The organism is Desulfovibrio intestinalis (assembly GCF_014202345.1).
GTDB lineage: Bacteria > Desulfobacterota > Desulfovibrionia > Desulfovibrionales > Desulfovibrionaceae > Desulfovibrio > Desulfovibrio intestinalis.
Genome location: NZ_JACHGO010000005.1, coordinates 231,838 through 248,043, shown reverse-complemented (window position 1 = coordinate 248,043; position 16,206 = coordinate 231,838). Strand labels below are relative to the sequence as shown.

Sequence of the window (16,206 nt, the reverse complement as noted above, 5' to 3'; positions counted from 1 at the left end):
CTCTTTTGTGCAACGTTAGAGCATTTAAACTTTCTTTAAGTTAAAATACTCTAATAAAGATCGGAATCTGCGGGCGTGCGCTCCCAATAAATATGTCCTTTTTTCTTGTATTTACGCAAGAGAACATAAACACTTCCCGCTCCGCCGTCGTGCGGCTGTGCTGTACAAAAGGCAAGCACCACCCTCTTAAAGGGATCCTGAGTTAGCCAGCTTTGCAATTTTTCCCGCAAAATGCCCACCCCATCAGGTGAGTTGCGCCCTCGGCCGGGCACTACCAGTATTGTGCGTAATCCTTTGTACCAGCTGCCACGAAGAAATCCGCGTAAGGCTTCAAATGCCTGCACGGCATTTAACCCGTGCAAATCCAAATGCGCTTCGGGGCTGAAAGAACCTGCGCGTAGCTTGTTTATGGTCATCTGGTCCAGACCAACAACATGTCCTTCAATATATTCTTCAGTAAAGGACAGGGCAAACTCCAGTTTGCCTTCCATAAAGTCCTGAAGGCTGATCTGCCCGTTGGGCGGAGGCGTGCTCGCTTCTGGAACAGGAACCACATCACGGCCACGCCCTTGAAGGGGGATGACTCCTCCCACGGCTTGCATGAATATGGAATCTTCTTCGCTGGACTCTGGCGAATTCCAAGAATCGGAAGCAGTGTCTTGCCCTTGCGCTGGGGGCTTGGACGCTCCGTGCGCGCCTAGGCTTTTGTGTGTCCCCAATTTTTGGGGGTCAGCAAGTGGTTTTTCCTTATATGTCGTTTTATCTTTCTGGTCTCCATATTGCGTTCCAGTACTTGTTGGGTTCGATTTTTTTATGGTAGAGCCAGATTTTGTATGCTTTTTTTTCAATTCTTTTGATGCGGGCAAAACGCCATGCTCCTCAAGCAAAAAAGCGCCAGAGCCATGGTGCATATCAGCCTTGCCCCGGCTTTGCTTCGCTTCTGTTGCTAGCACCTGCCCCACAGAGCGCAAGAAAAGAGCCCGCTCTTCATCGTCGCAGTGGGGTGTATCATCTTCAATGAGTCCGCGATTTGTGCGTTTATTTTTCTTGTTTGTAGCGACAGGATGGCTGGCGGATTTTGCTGCCTTTTTCTCTGAAAGCGTACTAATATTAAGGGACTTGAAAGGATTTTCGCCAAAGGAGTCGGACATGGTCAACCCCACGATTAAATTTAGCTTGAAAAAAAAGCCGCGGCGTGCCGCGGCTTTTTTTGTTTATGACAGGATGTGCTATTGCCCCGCAGGCACCGTACTGGTCGGAGCGCCCTGTGTTTCAGCAGGTGCTGCAGGAGTAACAGGGGGAACCGAAGTGGTTCTGGGCGCAGCAGGCTCTTCAATTTTTACATTAAGAATGGTGGACTCGCTGCTGGGGCGCGAACTGGTAACATAGGTGTAGCTCAACGAGGTGATAACAAAGATCACCGCCATGAGCGTGGTAAGCTTGGCAAGAATGCCGCCAGCACCACCGCTGCCGAAAACAGAAGTGTTGCCTCCGCCAAATATGACACCCATGCCTTCCTTGCCAGATTGCAAAAGTACAAGGATAATGAGTAACACGCATACAATGATATGCAGTGTAAGAATGAGAGTCTGCACGTATTCCTCCTCGCCGTCCGGCTACTGCCCGATGGCGCGCCAGAAGAGTTGGGCATCAGGCCCCGATAATTTGTAGGAAGCTTTGCGCCTCTAAAGAGGCTCCTCCTACCAAAAGACCGTCCACGTTGTCAAGGGCAATAAGAGCTCCGGCGTTGTCTGGCTTGACGCTGCCGCCATACAGAACAGGCAATTTCTTGCCAGTTTTGCCAATAAATTTTTCAAGCAGTGCCTTGGTAACGCCATGCGCTTCACGCACTTCACCTGGGCCCGCAACCTTGCCCGTGCCAATAGCCCATACGGGCTCATAGGCAATGGCCAAGCGCCCTACCAGGGCGTCGCCAGTCATTCCTTCTGGCCTGGCCGCAAAAAAAGCTGTCAGCTGCCGTTCAAGAACAGCATAGAGGTTTCCCTGCTCACGCTCATCAAGAGTTTCACCAATGCACAGCATGGTTTTCAGGCCGTGGCTAAGTGAGAATATGGCCTTGCGGGCAACCATTTCATCTGTTTCGCCAAAGATATGCCTGCGTTCGGAATGTCCAGCAAGCACCCATTCAGCACCAACATCACGCAACATGCCAACAGAAACTTCACCCGTAAATGCGCCTTCAGGCGCGGGATAGAAATTTTGCGCACCCACGGCCAGTGATTTGTGCCCACGAAAAGCCTGAGCAACACATTCAATGGAAGTGACAGGCGGAAAGATTACGACCTGGCGTTCTTTGGGCAGAACGTCAGGCAAAGCCGCAGCAATCTCACCTGCAGTAGTGGCGGCTTCAGTTCGATCCTTGTACATTTTCCAGTTGGCGGCGATAATTTTATGCATATATACCTCTTGCACGTTAAGACTGACAGGAGTTCAGCTCACATAGGTAGATAAGGGCGTCTTCCCCTGTATCGGCATAATAGTTGCGGCGCTGCCCTACATGTTGAAAGTCACAGCCTTCGTATAATGAAATGGCAGCCTTGTTTCCTTTTCGTACTTCAAGCAAGACTCTATGAATATCCATTTTGCGGGCCAGGCGCAAGGTCGTGCGCAGAATGCGTTTTCCGTGCCCAAGACGCCGGATATGCGGCCTCACTGCCAGGTTGAGTATTTCCAGTTCATCTCCTGTATGATAGATGGAGATGTAGCCTACGAGATCTGCGCCGCAAAAAAGGCCAAAAGCAGCAAAAGCTTTTTGCGTAAAGGCGGCGCGACACTGCTCCTCAGACCAAGGCAATGTAAAACACTCCCGCTCAATTGCGGACATTTTTTCGGCATCGGATGCTTCAAGTTGCTGCATGCGACACGCCTGCCCTGCGGACAAATTCATGAAAGCTATTCCTTATAGAGGTCTTAAAAACCCTGCTCAATCTCTAGAAGTGGTTGATTGCAACAATATCCCGCTGTGTGTCATGGCAAAAGAAGATGTTTTGCGTCAGCATTTGCCGCACCGCACAATCGTGCTGCTTGTTCGAGACAGAACCGGGCGATCACTGTTAACCCTGTCTGAGCAGGGTTGGAGTTTTTCGTCATACGGACATGTTCCAGCAGGCATGGCGTGTGAAAGCTGTGTTCAAGAACTTCTGCTTCAAGAATGGGGCCAAGAAAGTGGTCGACTTGCCTGTTTGGGCCTCATGCCGCCTTCAGAAGAAAACGGTCAGACTTTTCTGCATTTGTACACAGCCTGTCTGTCGCGCTCTATTGTTACCTCAAGAGCTGCCGCACGCGATAGACATCTGTTGGTAGATCAGGATGAACTACAGGGGCTGGAGGCGCACTTCGGCGACCTGCTCTCTCCCATTATGCGCGCTGCCATCGGGGGCGGGTATCTTTTTCGTTGATGGCTAGCAGCAGATTCTGGCCTGTAAATTTCTGTGGCTATGTTGTTGGGCTCAACAAATCAACAGCCAAAGCATGCAAACGACCGTTGCTGGCAAGAAGCGGGTCGCCAAAGCGCAAAGGTGCGCCAGTAAGGTTGCTGATGCGTCCTCCCGCTTCTTCCACAAGCAGGATACCTGCTGCGAAGTCCCAAGGCTTGAGCCCTGCTTCGTAAAAAATATCCAGTTTCCCGCTGGCAACATAGGCCAGATCTATCGATGCCGCGCCAATGCGTCGTACGCCTTGAGCTATGGGCAATACCAGAGCAAGCCGCTCCATTACTTCCGGCAGCCGTTTGGCGATGTCATAGGGAAACCCTGTGCCTACCAGAGCGTCGTTAAGGCTGTCCACTCCACTTACGGAAATGGGTTCGCCATTGCAAAAAGCCCCTTGCCCCCGTACTGCCCAGTAGCAGCGATGCAACATGGGTACATTGACAATGCCAAGCTCAACGCGCCCCTTGTGCCACAAGGCTACAGAAGTTCCTACTTGAGGGATGCGGTGTACAAAGTTGGTTGTGCCGTCAACGGGGTCAATAATCCAGCAAAGATCAGCAGGCGCTTCATCGTCTTCGCTGCTTTCTTCTGCCAAGAAGCATGCTCCTGGCACCAGATCCACCAGTTTTTCCTTCAAAAAGGCCTCTACGGCCAAATCGGTCTGAGTGACAAGATCAATGCTGCCCTTATGCCGTACATTGCTGGGTAGTGCCCAGTGTTCGCGTATGATTTCTCCGCTTTGCAGTACAATGTCCACACAGTTTTTGAGAATTGAATGAGCATCAATCATAAGAAATCCTTATTTCAAGATAGCGAGGGCGTGCTTGCCATCACTTTAATCAGACACAAGTAAAACAAGTTTTCAATTTATTTTCTACGCTTCTGCTTAAACGCTCATGGCATTTGGGTGACGATTAGAGTATTTTAACTTTGAAATACTCTGCGGCTGCGCGAGCAGACGCCCGTCGTGAAGGCGTAACTGCAAATAGTTTTCTAGGTTGAGCGACGTAGCGAGCGTGTCTTAACCTTCGAGAATATATTATATTCTCAAAATTAATCTGCTCTAGTTGATAAAGACGGACCGGTAAGTTTCACGGTCAAGCATCGCTTTAGCCGTGCCACGAAGCACTGTGGTAAGGGGATCTTTGTCCACAAAGACCTTGAGTCGAGTTTCACGGGCAATATACTGGTCGAGCCCCTTGAGCAGCGAACCGCCGCCAGCCATGAGCATGCCGTTGCGGTAAATATCAGCGGCCAATTCAGGAGGTGTTTTTTCCAGGGCGCGCAAAACAACTTCAAGAATGGCTTGAACTGGTTCGCGTAAGGCTTCACGAATATGGGCTTCTGTTACTTTAACCACTCGCGGGGCGCCGCGTACCATATCCTTGCCTGAGACTTCCAGGATGGGAGCATTGGGAATGGGTATGGCTGAGCCGATGATTTTTTTTACATTTTCAGCCGTATTGTCGCCAATTTCCATACGAAAAGCATCACGCATAAAGCGCTGTACAGCTACGTTCATCGCATCTCCAGCCACACGCACAGATTGGGTGTTGGCAACGCCGGACAATGTAATAACTGCCACTTCACTCGTACCGCCCCCGATGTCCAGAACCAGGTTGCCCAAGGGTTCGTGAATGGGCAAATCCGCTCCAATGGCCGCGGCCATCGGCTCTTCAATCATAGAAATATCAACAGCGCCAGCCAGCATGGCCGCATCAATAACTGCTCTTTTTTCAACCTGGGTGATACCTGTGGGTATACAGATGGACATGGAAGGCCGGACCAGGCGAAGGCCTGTGATGGTCTTGCGCACAAAGTAGGAAATCATGGCTCGAGTGACGTCAAAGTCCGCAATAACGCCATCTTTCATTGGCCGTACTGCACGGATGCGCTGTGGCGTTCGGCCAATATATTCTTTGGCTGCTGTTCCAACAGACAGGACTTTGCCCGTTTGGGCGTCAAGGGCCACAACTGACGGCTCATTGACGACAATGCCATGCGCCCTGGTGTAAAGCAGGGTGTTGGCGGTGCCAAGATCCATGGCTATGTCTTTCGACAAAAAACGGAAAAAGCGCCGCAGAAACATAGCTAGTATTCTTTTTGAGGTGGCATGGGGGCGCTGTCAGGGTCATATGCCTGAGGGCCGTCGCTGTGCACACGAGCTCTGGGCAGCATGGTACGCAAACGTACTTTGAGGTATAGGTTTTCCAGAAAAAGGGCGAGGTGGTCGACTGCCTGGCGCACAAAGCTGCGCATCGATTCGTCAATCTGGCGGGGTTGGGTGTGCGCCAAGCACAACACCCCACGAGTACTTTTGTTGACCATAACGGGCATGCAGATTGCCGCCTGAAAATCGGGCATATCGGGCAGCTTGCCAAACAGTACGGCTGAGGGGGCTCCCTCTACACCTTCTGCAACAACGGGCTGGTCGTTATGAAAAACCCAGCCGGTTATGCCGCTGCCCATTGGCAGGATGAGAGGCTCCGGCCCTTCAAGAAGAAGGCGTGCCGATTCTGCCTCAACACAATATGTTTCGCCAGGAGTGTCCACTGAGGCAAATGCGCAGTAGTCAAAGCCAGTAGCTTCAACCATTATGCGCAGATAGTTCTGCAAGAATTGTGGCCAGCGCTTATAGCGGAAGCGCAAATCCTGTATGACGCCCAACTCCACAAAATAACGTGGAATGTTGCCAGCCATATCCTGACGGCCCCTGCTGCCCTGCTGCCGCGCTATCAACTCGGCAAACATCTGCAATATTTTGTGATCTTTGTCTGAAAAAGAATACTGCCTTTTGCTGTCAACACACAACGCGCCCCCGGTTGGTACGGGGCACCCCATAAAGGCCTTGATGCTGGCCTCTTCGCCACCGGAGTAATAGCCGAGATTGCTCTGCCGTTGATCGAAATTGGGCACAAGAAGCGGCTGTCTGTTGCGTATGATCCAGCCCACCAAGCCTTTGCCAGGCAATATGGTAGCGTTGGCTCCAACCTTGTCGCCAAGGCTGAAGGAAGCAGCGAGGTGGTGCCCTTCGCCTTCTTCGTCAGGCAAAAATAAAACAACCGAGTATGCGTCAAAAACGCTGCAAACAATACTGAGTATATGCTTTTCCAATGGATTTTCAGTCATGGTTCTGTCGATTTTATGGTGATGCGGACTGGCCGCCCAATATATTAAATAAGCTCATCTCTTGTAGCAAAGCGTATCGCCCCCCGCAACTGCTCTTTTACACTTAAGGCGGCAGGCCAAGTTGAGCAGTCAAAAAAAGTAAACGGAAAAATCACAAAAATGGAATATTGATACCTGTAAGGGCTTGACTCTTGTGAGAAATATTTATTTATCAAGTATGACTACTGGAATTATTTTTAAAATAAGTATAAAAAATTGTGAAAGACTGATATGCAGGTGTACAAATGATTAAGTGGCAAGAGGTTTTCAGCAAGAATGGTCAACCTTGGCGGGATGCAACGTGCTTGTCCGCCCCTGTTGCCATCAGCGACCTCGAACCTCTCAAAAATTTTCTTGATGCTGTGCATGTGCGATTTTGCCTGGTGAAGCCCTACCAGGAAAACAAGAACTATCCAGTTGTGGAGGGACGTGAACTTCTGCCCTCCTTTGACAACGACATGTTTGAGTACAGAGAGCTGCCGGGCTTTGCTATGGTGGCCTTTGCACGCCAGCTGGATTATTTTTCTGAAATTTTTCAATTTGACAGGCTGCACCCGGTCATTACTGAAGGTGAAGGCGCGAGTTGCCCACTGGAAAATCAGGTAATGGGTCAGAACCTGCAAACCCTTGCCTCACGCCTGCCGCGTATTCATCAGGATGTTTTTCGCCAGCAGTTTCGTTCTACAGATACCGTACAGCTTGAAAGTTATCCTGCCCTTATGCCCTACCTTCTCAATATGGACAGGGCTCAGGTATTGGCCTGGGATGCGGATAACCAATTTCACCTGGCTGGCGTTTTTGCTTCTTTTCCCTCTGATATTGACAGTGAACTCAAGCGGTTCGGCATTCGCATAGGCAAGTTTGTTTATGGTGATAGCGAAATTTATGAACGAAACCGCATGTTTGTATATCAGTATCTTATGGAGCTTTATGGCTTTCCTATTGTGTCGGAACGGCGTACTTCCAGTGCGCTTTTTACGCGTAAACTGCACAAAATGGGCGAGCATTTTCTTTTGCGGGTTCTTGGGCAAACTGACCGCACCTTGACCACCTATATATCTACAGGTGGTAACCAGCGGTATCCCATGCTGGAAAAAATTGCTCTGGTGGCTGTAGATGCCGACCATGACGAAGCTCTTGAAATTATAGACCGCGATGGTTTTTTTCTTGATAAGCCTCGGCGTGTGGTGATTCTGCGCGTTAAATATCGCCAGCATACTTTTGATTCTAGCAACGTACGCCAAGACCGCGCCCTTTCAGTAGTGGCCCAGGAAGTACTGCACCCGCTTACAGGGGAACCGCTTACTGGACTGAACCTGATTAAAGATACTTCCAATATGTTCCTGCGCCTCAACGATATTGTGCGCGGTGAATTCACAGGACGTATTACCTTCAAGCGTACTGAAGTGGTGGAAAACACCGATACGCATGAAAAAAGGCTCAAATTTCTGTATAGCTGGCTGACCAAACATCAGCGCCGCATGATAAGCTATAGCGACGAGTTTTTTTCTAATGTCAGCAAGGTGTTGTGTAACTATCTTTATTCTCCTGACAATGACGAAGCTTTTGAAAGCTTGCGTGACCTCTATCAGGAAGTGTGCACTCGGTTCAGCTATATTCAACAGGCTCGGCGAGTTCGCATTCTTGAGGATTTGTGCACGCGTAGCTGCAAGGGCGTTCACATCACCTACAGGCAGATGCTTAGCGAGGCCGTGGCGCTGCTCAATGAACTGAAATTTGAAGTTGTCAATTTCTTTCCGGTACTGGTGGACAGTATCATTGACTGCGTTGAAAAGATGCTGCGTGATCGCTATCTCCAGCGCCAGTACCTTGACCCCCCGGAGGACAGTCTGACTCCTGCCGGGATTGAGATTCGAAAAAATTATGGACGCCTCGTTTCCTTGCAAGATGGCTTTAAAGCTGTGCGCAAGGCGCGGGTGGGTAAGGAAAGCATTTTAGCATGAGTTTGGCTTTATTTTATCTTCCCCCTGAACTGTGGGGACATGAGGTGCGGCTTGAAGGTCAGGAAGCCCGTCACCTGAGTCAGGTTTTGCGGATTGCCCCTGGCAGCGAAGTGGGACTTCTGGATGGTCAGGGGCGGCAGGGCCGTTTTGTTGTGCGTAAGGTTGGCAAAAAAAATGTCGACCTAGAACGTGTGGACGAAAATTTTCAGTCTCAGCCCGAAGCCCGCGCGATAGTGGCTCTTGCTTTCAGCAAGGCCGTGCGACGGGGCTTTTTTATGGAAAAAGCTGTGGAACTGGGAGCCTCCGGCATATGGTTGTGGCAAGGCGATCACAGTCAGGGCAGCCTTTCCGCCTCTGTGCAGGAGGCCTGTCTCGGGCAGCTCATTGCCGGAGCCAAGCAGTGTGGCAACCCCTGGTTGCCTGAGGTGAAGATACTTAAAGGCGGAGTGGACGATCTCGCCAAGTATGCAGCCAATGCAGACTATCGCATCTTGCCGTGGGAAGCCCAGGACAATGTACCCATGCTTTCACCCAATATGGCAGGACAACCCGGCCTGACCGTATATGTTATCGGCCCCGAAGGCGGCTTTTCTGCTCGTGAACTGGATACTCTCAGAGTGTCAGGTTTTTCTGCTGTGAGCCTGGGGACTCGTGTGTTGCGCTGTGAAACAGCGGCAACCCTTTGTCTTGGCATTCACTGGTGGGCGTCACAGTTGCCAAAGGCTTCTCTTCCCGGGACGGAGCGTTCATGACGGTGAACAAGCCCCTGCCCGAGCGTATGCGCCCGGATGATTTGGCTCTCTTTCTAGGCCAAACCCATCTGGGTGGGCGGCTGCGTTCACTCATGCAAGCGCAGCGTTTGCCGAGTCTTCTTTTTTTTGGCCCTCCTGGCTGTGGCAAGTCCACTCTTGCCTTATTGCTGGCGAAATCAACTGGCAAAAATTTTTTACGTCTCAGCGCCCCTGAAGCTGGCTTGCAACACCTGCGCCGTTCACTTTCTGGCGTAGACATTCTAGTGCTGGATGAATTGCACCGCTTTTCCAAGGCGCAACAGGATTTTTTTCTGCCCCTTGTCGAATCAGGCGAATTGACCCTGCTGGCAACGACTACGGAGAACCCTTCTTTCAGTGTCACACGGCAGCTGCTTTCACGGCTTCATGTATTGCGGTTGCGGCCTCTGGGGCGTGCGGAACTTCTTGAACTGGCAAAACGTGGCGCTGCAGATTTGCAGACAGAAATGTCCGAGGAACTGGCAGATTTGCTCGCTGGCGTTGCTCACGGCGATGCCCGCACTTTGCTGAATCTTGTGGAATACGTTGCCGCCTTGCCCGCGGATTTGCGTGAGCTTGAGCATATTAAGGCTGCCCTGCCGGAAGTGCTGGTACGTCATGACAAGGATGGCGACAATCACTACGAACTGGCGTCAGCTCTTATTAAGTCCATTCGTGGCAGCGACGTTGACGCCGCCCTTTACTACCTTGCCTGCCTGCTTGAGGGCGGTGAAGATCCTCGTTTTATCTGCCGGCGTCTTATTCTTTCGGCTTCGGAAGATATTGGTTTGGCCGACCCCAATGCGCTGCCCCTGGCCGTTTCGTGCCAGCAGGCCGTGGAGTTCGTGGGCATGCCGGAGGGCTTTATTCCCTTGGCAGAAACCGTGACGTATCTTGCAATGGCCCGCAAAAGTAACGCGTCGTATGCGGCGTATCTCAACGCTCAACGAGAAATCAAACTAAACGGGCCACGCCCTGTGCCCTTGCACCTGCGCAATCCTTCAACACAACTGCAAAAAGAATGGGGATACGGCAAAGAATACAAGTATCCCCACAACTATCCAGATTCTTGGATCGAACAGTCTTATTTGCCGCCAGAGCTGGAAGGACGCCGCTTCTATCAGCCCCGCGACAACGGTGAAGAGCCTCGCCTTTCTCAGTGGTGGCGCAAATTGCATAAAATCAAAAAAACGGAAGACTAGGCATGCATCGTTTTGTTGAAGGCGCTTTTGCGCAAAAATTTCTTACGGGTAACACCTATGCGAGCCATGACGCGCGCGTGGGCTTATTCACCCGCCTATTCCCTTCCATCAGTTTTTATAGCCGCCTGTTTGGTGGGCCTTTGCGCTGGTTGTGCTCCAAAGCTGCCAAGGGGCAATGTGATGACGCTGCCTGGGTACACGCCAGTGTGTGGGTTTCTGAGTTGATGGAGCGCATTGGCTGCCCTATTGAAGTACAGGGTATGGATGCCATCAATGAGGTGGATGGACCTTGCCTCTTTGTGGCCAACCATATGAGCACGCTGGAAACATTTATGTTGCCGGGCATGATACGGCCAAGGAGGCCCGTAACCTTTGTTGTTAAAAAAAGCTTAACGACCATGCCTCTTTTTGGACCTGTCATGTGTTCGCGTGACCCCATAGTTGTGGGGCGTACCAATCCTCGAGAAGATTTGACTGCTGTTCTTGAGGGTGGCCTTGAGCGACTCAAAAAAGGGATATCCATCATTGTTTTTCCCCAAAGTACGCGGTCGCTGGTCTTTGACCAGAGTCACTTCAACTCCATTGGTGTCAAGCTTGCCCGTAAGGCAGGGGTGCCAGTGGTTCCTATTGCCCTGAAAACAGACGCATGGGGACAGGGCCGAAAGATAAAAGAACTGGGGCCTGTAAAGCCAGGCATGCCTGTGCGCTACTCTTTCGCCAAACCTATGTATATTCAGGGGCAAGGCAAAGAAGAGCACGCGGCTATCTGTCAGCACATCGCGTGCTACCTTGAAGGCTGGCAGCAACATGATGGAATTAACGCCACGGTGCCCAGTTAAAGGCGCAGAAACATGTTCGTTGCAGGAAACTATTAAGCGCGAGTATGGCGAATCAGCCCCAAACAATGACAGTTGCGATGGCAAATCGGCTCATCTGATTGGGCAACGAGCAGAAATATTTTAAGATTTTTACTCTTTAGGTGTCTATTTGCTGAGCGCGCATAGCTAAATTCAAAAATCTCATGACAGAATAACGCAACGCCCCGCCGATGATATGTCGGTGGGGCGTTTTAAAATTTCAGTTTAAACTGGCTAGGTTCGCATGCACAGCGAATACCGACCGGGAAGGACTAGCCACCTTGCGCAGCGGATTCTGTTGTTTCCGTTTTCTTTTGAAGTCTTTTGCAATACAGTGAAAAAAGATAGCTGGAGACTGGCCGTACTGTCATTACCGCAAAAAAGAGCATAAAATACAGCATTGAATCAATGAACAGCATGGGGGTTGAGCGGTCTTCATAGCCCAGTCCGCTAAGATAACCATGCAGTTTCAAAATTACCCAGCATGCCAGAAAAAAAACGCCAATGGCATACAGAAAGCATCTGTCCTTGGCTTTTCGCAGCTGTTTTTCCATACATTTCCTTCCGCACGCGAACGTTAATAAGGCCTTCGCCCTGTTTTTAGAAGCAGTTGAGTTTCGCACAGAACGAAGTTTTTCGCTAGTATTTACAATAGTGAGAACTGAGAAAAAATACGTTAGAAAAGGCAAGGAGTTGTATACTCCTTGCCCTTTTTGTAAATACCTGACCGCTATTGCCCGGTCATTCCCATTCAAGCAAGCGCTTTTGCCCGGTCAAAGACCGCAAGTGTGTGGCGTCTTGCCCTACTTCAAGGCAGCCCAGATATGTTCCCTGTTTGTTTTTGAGCGCCAAGTATTGAATATGGATGAACTTGCCGCCAAGTTCCAGCCAGAATTCAGCTTTGTCGCGCTCTCCTCTTTTAAAGGCTTCCAGTATCTCAGTGACCATATGAACAGACTTGGAGGGATGGCAGTTTTTTACCTCTCGTCCAATAACAGCGGCGCTTCTTGGGAAAATACGATGCACGCTGTCAGAATAGTAGGCAACCCTGTCGTCTGGGCCAACAAAGCTGACATCCACTGGCAGATTACACAAAATGGCATCCACAATTTCTTGCGGCAGCTGTCCTGTAGAAAGATCTACAAGGTCTGGGCGGCTTGTCGTTTCCGCTGGTTTTACCGGAGTCCATTCACCTTCGGGCATTATACCGAATGAGTAGCCAATTTCATCGTCACCCAGGCGGCAGCGGCTCCAGTCTTCCTCGGTGAGCAGTTGCAGGCACATGGGCAGAAGAATATTTTCTTCTTTCCTTACCATCTCATCAACTTCATCAACCAGGTCATGCAAGGCTGCGGCCCCGTCCACTCTGCTTTTTTCAGCTAAAAGCTCCTGCGTACGGCGGAATTTGTTTCTGATGTCATCGTGCACTTCCCACATAACTTTGCCGGGAGCGCTCAGATCATGCTTTTCAAGCAGCGGGAACAGCTGATTTTCTTTGCGAACATAGTGGGTTTGAATGCCTGCCAGCTCCTGAGTTAGAAAGCTGAGGCGGCCAATCATAAAAGGCCATTCAGATTCAGCAGGCTCCTTGGACGTGCCCAGAACTTCTCTTATTTCAGCAACAAGCTTTTTTACCTGAGAATTTTCCTTCAAATACGTGTGAACTGGGTGTCCCGGCGAAACCGGAGGCATTTGCTGTTCTTCCAGCGCATTCTGGAACAGGGCTGCATGCAGGTGACACATTCTTTTTATTTCCGCCTCTGGCAATCCTTCGTTCACGAGGGTTTGCTCAAGCGCGGCAATTTCCTGTGGCGAAATATCACCAACGGTTTGATTGAATTTGTCCTGCAGTTTGCTGAACTCCACGCCGTCGTGAAGATCTTTAATTATTTCCTTGAGCGCGGCCATGCGCTCTTTCTGAGGCAACTTTCTGTCACCCGACTGCGTATTCATACTGGCAGGAGGCGCAATTTCAACAGCTTCGCCGGTATTGATCATTATTTCGCCAGCAATAAACAAGAGCAGTGAAAGCGCACTCTCATTACCCATACCAGCAGCTTTTTCTACAGACGCAACTCGCCCCACTGTCTGGCGCATCAGAGGATTTTTTAACTTTTCAAAACTCTTGTTATGCGTTGCCAGCGAGTCAATGAGAAAAGGATAGTCTTTGGTGAGGGTGTAAATACTGGTGTCCTTGGTCAGCAACATGGCTACCTCTGCTTGTTATACAGCATATTCGGGTCTGAGCGATCCGAAGCAACGGTTGGCTAGATGGGCGGGGTTATGGTCACCAGCAGGCGCATGCGTGTAGTTGCTTCCACACCGTGCGGCTCACGAATTTCAGAAATCAGTATGTCTCCGGCAGCGGCAGGAAGCTTGGCACCATCCGCCCCAAGGAAGAACCCCTCACCTTCAAGTATCTGTATCGAGAGTTCACCGTCCAAATCATGCGAATGAACGGGAAAAGTCACGCCAGCATCAAGGTTGAAGTTTATGATCTTGAAGTTGGGAGAATCCTCAACAAGAAAAAACCGCTTCATGGCATTTGCCGAAAATTCGCGTGTGGATTCAAGCTGCAGTATTTTCATGATATTCCCTTTGCCGCGTATGGCGATTTTTTGGAATTGGCACCGTTAGTGTTACCGTAGAAATGAGCTGATTTATTTTCTGTGATGATGCTCACAATTGTGTATGAATTTTATTTTGTCTTGCAAATATAATATATCACAACATTCCTCTGTCAAATTGATAGATAACAAGGGTATGCTACAAAAATGAAAGTATCAGTTTCATTAATTACAATAAGTTACAAGAGACTTTTTGTGCTGCTCAGGTTGACTTTTGAGGCCCATCTCATGCCAAATGAGGCTTTGTTCTAATTGGAAGCACGTTGAATCTTTATCTGGTTAATATTTTAAATTTTCATTATGTATTTTAATTTTAGGATTTAAACTTATTTTTTGTTTTATTCTTATAATGAATTAAAAATAACTGCGACAGGTAAATGTAATTTACCATTGATAGATTTATTTTTTAAGTACATAATTGTGTTGAATATAATCTTAAATTATTGACATGTTATCTAAATAATAGTTAATAATTTATTTAATTATGTTATAAGAGCAAAAAATAGTTCAAATTGAACAAACTATTTTAATAATAAAACGAGTATGGCATACAGTAAAGTTGAACAGATTGTGCCCAGTGAGATGAGTCGCCATTCTGACAGACAGCATCGCTGAGGAAGTAGATATGATGGGGCTTCAGGCAAACTGCGCAGCAGGCGCACGGCCTGACAGAAGTTATTGCAGGCATGAAGCGGGGGAAGAATGAGTAGCATGAATGGCAACTTGCAGCATTCAGATTGTACGCCGTAAAAGCGATGTCGTGACGGCTCTGGCTGCTATTGAAAGTGAATTGGAACGCAGAGGAATTACCATTTTTGCAAAATTTGACCACCATAAAAATGCTCAGGAGGTCAACCTGTCACTGCGAAAAATGACGGTACTGGTGTTTGGATCGCCAATGGAGGGGACACTTTTAATGCAAAAAAATCCTCTCGTCGCGTTTGAACTGCCATTACGAATTTTGGTGTGGGAAGATGAAGGCGGCACCACATGCCTTGCAATGCCCAATATGGTTTCGCTGGCCCAACAGTATCGTTTGTCGAATTTGCCTGCTGTTGGCAAAATGCAAAACCTTCTGAATGAATTGATAGCAGTTGTAGAATAAAAAATTGGCTACACGGAAATTTCTATTACTGCGGTTTCAAATAGCAGATGACCATGCTCACAATATCCAGAGCTTGGGCAATCAGCGCGATGACTGTTGTATCTGGTCTGCCTACTTGCTCACGAGTCGCTGAGACGCCTAGCATATTGATACTGATGGCAAGAGCACATCAAGGGGGGAGAGGTGCTTTTCCCATCAGCCCTGCGTCAACCCCGCAGGGAACGCCCAAGTAGTAGTCACACAACGGGCGCCTTGGGCTGGTGGCACAAGCGAAGGGACCGATATTAATCCTTTGCAAGCCTGGCCGTTCGCCGCAACGGACAGTGCAGGCCGTGACCACCGGGCGGAGAAATCGGCAATTCTCCGCCTTTTTCAATTTGCATACAAAAGCATATTGCCTGTTCTACAGGTAGTGTTGCCATGTATAGATTCATGCCAACACTACCCGAAAATTCGCCAATGTGCGAATGTTTGAAAAAGCTCTTTTTGCGCCCAGGCTGGATAGTGTTTTCCCGTGCAAGACTGAATAGATATTTCAACAATTCCAGTCATTTTCAACATCGCATCAGGGTAAGATTTACCCGAATGCTGCGGTATGTATTTATCAACAAGCGCGTTTAACACCGCGATCTTGGTGTCAATATCCGTGACCAGAGCGGCATGTCCCCTGATAATCACGCTTTCATAGCTTGTGTTTGTATCACAAGGCAATTCATCTTGAACAAATCCGTGCATTTTATCAATTTCAAAGCCAACAAGACCGTCATTTTTTATATTGGCAAGCTTTTCTCCTGCAGCCAGCCCATGAATAAAAATTTTGTCTGACATAAAAACAAAATGCACGGGCGTTATATAGGGAAATCCATCCGGGCCAGTGGTTGCCAGGCGGCCAATTTGTTCTGAGGTCAGCAGTTCAACTATTTTTTCCTGCGCCAGTGGATATTTTTTCATTCTTGCCTGCATAATACCCCTCGTATATGTTTGTGTGGCCTGATCATAGCAATGTTTTTGCTCAAATGAACAGGGACAGTTTTACTTTTTTTAACCTGACACCCGACATA

16 protein-coding genes are annotated in these 16,206 nt (G+C 49.1%); 6 read left to right on the top strand and 10 right to left on the bottom strand.

Annotated features, from left to right (window positions below; all coding sequences use genetic code 11):
* Nucleotides 1–50: 50 nt before the first annotated feature.
* The 4 genes from HNQ38_RS14215 to rimI all read right to left on the bottom strand — a co-directional run bounded on the left by HNQ38_RS14215 (nt 51) and on the right by rimI (nt 2,878).
* Nucleotides 51–602 carry a Smr/MutS family protein gene (locus HNQ38_RS14215; RefSeq protein ID WP_246388085.1) on the bottom strand — a complete coding sequence of 184 codons (552 nt, stop codon included), beginning with the start codon at nt 600–602 and terminating at the stop codon, nt 51–53.
* Nucleotides 603–1,229: 627 nt separating this feature from the next.
* Nucleotides 1,230–1,595, bottom strand: coding sequence for a preprotein translocase subunit SecG (gene secG / locus HNQ38_RS09405; protein WP_183719754.1), 366 nt, complete (start codon nt 1,593–1,595; stop codon nt 1,230–1,232).
* 55 nt (nt 1,596–1,650) lie between these two features.
* Complete coding sequence (gene tpiA / locus HNQ38_RS09400; protein WP_183719752.1) at nt 1,651–2,418, bottom strand: triose-phosphate isomerase; 768 nt, start codon at nt 2,416–2,418, stop codon at nt 1,651–1,653.
* A gap of 16 nt (nt 2,419–2,434) precedes the next feature.
* The gene (gene rimI / locus HNQ38_RS09395) at nt 2,435–2,878 is read right to left on the bottom strand and encodes a ribosomal protein S18-alanine N-acetyltransferase (RefSeq protein ID WP_246388084.1); all 444 of its coding nucleotides are present in this window, start codon (nt 2,876–2,878) and stop codon (nt 2,435–2,437) included.
* 28 nt (nt 2,879–2,906) lie between these two features.
* On the opposite strand from rimI, the gene HNQ38_RS09390 reads away from it, so the two are divergent.
* Complete coding sequence (locus tag HNQ38_RS09390) at nt 2,907–3,419, top strand: NUDIX hydrolase (RefSeq protein WP_246388083.1); 513 nt, start codon at nt 2,907–2,909, stop codon at nt 3,417–3,419.
* A gap of 37 nt (nt 3,420–3,456) precedes the next feature.
* On the opposite strand, the gene HNQ38_RS09385 is transcribed toward HNQ38_RS09390, so the two are convergent.
* The 3 genes from HNQ38_RS09385 to HNQ38_RS09375 form a co-directional block, all read right to left on the bottom strand.
* Nucleotides 3,457–4,242 carry an inositol monophosphatase family protein gene (locus HNQ38_RS09385; RefSeq protein ID WP_183719748.1) on the bottom strand — a complete coding sequence of 262 codons (786 nt, stop codon included), beginning with the start codon at nt 4,240–4,242 and terminating at the stop codon, nt 3,457–3,459.
* A gap of 273 nt (nt 4,243–4,515) precedes the next feature.
* Complete coding sequence (gene mreB, locus HNQ38_RS09380) at nt 4,516–5,541, bottom strand: rod shape-determining protein (RefSeq protein WP_183719746.1); 1,026 nt, start codon at nt 5,539–5,541, stop codon at nt 4,516–4,518.
* Nucleotides 5,542–5,543: 2 nt separating this feature from the next.
* The gene (locus HNQ38_RS09375) at nt 5,544–6,581 is read right to left on the bottom strand and encodes a GAF domain-containing protein (protein ID WP_183719744.1); all 1,038 of its coding nucleotides are present in this window, start codon (nt 6,579–6,581) and stop codon (nt 5,544–5,546) included.
* Between the two features lie 284 nt (nt 6,582–6,865).
* Between HNQ38_RS09375 and HNQ38_RS09370 the strand changes: the two genes are divergently transcribed.
* Genes HNQ38_RS09370 through HNQ38_RS09355 form a run of 4 tightly spaced genes read left to right on the top strand, consistent with a single transcriptional unit; the run spans nt 6,866 to nt 11,395 of the window.
* On the top strand, nt 6,866–8,584 hold the full coding sequence (locus HNQ38_RS09370) for a hypothetical protein (RefSeq protein ID WP_183719742.1): 1,719 nt from the start codon (nt 6,866–6,868) through the stop codon (nt 8,582–8,584).
* Nucleotides 8,581–9,336 carry a 16S rRNA (uracil(1498)-N(3))-methyltransferase gene (locus HNQ38_RS09365; protein WP_183719740.1) on the top strand — a complete coding sequence of 252 codons (756 nt, stop codon included), beginning with the start codon at nt 8,581–8,583 and terminating at the stop codon, nt 9,334–9,336. The genes HNQ38_RS09370 and HNQ38_RS09365 overlap by 4 nt, the downstream gene beginning before the upstream one ends.
* On the top strand, nt 9,333–10,556 hold the full coding sequence (locus HNQ38_RS09360; protein WP_183719738.1) for a replication-associated recombination protein A: 1,224 nt from the start codon (nt 9,333–9,335) through the stop codon (nt 10,554–10,556). The genes HNQ38_RS09365 and HNQ38_RS09360 overlap by 4 nt, the downstream gene beginning before the upstream one ends.
* Before the next feature lie 2 nt (nt 10,557–10,558).
* The gene (locus HNQ38_RS09355; protein WP_183719736.1) at nt 10,559–11,395 is read left to right on the top strand and encodes a lysophospholipid acyltransferase family protein; all 837 of its coding nucleotides are present in this window, start codon (nt 10,559–10,561) and stop codon (nt 11,393–11,395) included.
* Between the two features lie 759 nt (nt 11,396–12,154).
* Here the strand turns inward: HNQ38_RS09355 and HNQ38_RS09350 are convergent.
* Nucleotides 12,155–13,621, bottom strand: coding sequence for a DUF438 domain-containing protein (locus HNQ38_RS09350; RefSeq protein WP_183719734.1), 1,467 nt, complete (start codon nt 13,619–13,621; stop codon nt 12,155–12,157).
* Nucleotides 13,622–13,680: 59 nt separating this feature from the next.
* Complete coding sequence (locus HNQ38_RS09345) at nt 13,681–14,001, bottom strand: cupin domain-containing protein (protein ID WP_183719732.1); 321 nt, start codon at nt 13,999–14,001, stop codon at nt 13,681–13,683.
* Nucleotides 14,002–14,755: 754 nt separating this feature from the next.
* On the opposite strand from HNQ38_RS09345, the gene HNQ38_RS09340 reads away from it, so the two are divergent.
* Nucleotides 14,756–15,145: a DUF302 domain-containing protein gene (locus HNQ38_RS09340; RefSeq protein WP_183719730.1), complete on the top strand. Its 390-nt coding sequence runs from the start codon at nt 14,756–14,758 to the stop codon at nt 15,143–15,145.
* A 441-nt stretch (nt 15,146–15,586) separates the two neighbouring features.
* On the opposite strand, the gene HNQ38_RS09335 is transcribed toward HNQ38_RS09340, so the two are convergent.
* A complete protein-coding gene (locus HNQ38_RS09335; RefSeq protein ID WP_246388082.1) occupies nt 15,587–16,096 on the bottom strand; it encodes a pyridoxamine 5'-phosphate oxidase family protein in 510 nt (169 codons plus the stop codon).
* Between the last annotated feature and the right edge of the window lie 110 nt (nt 16,097–16,206).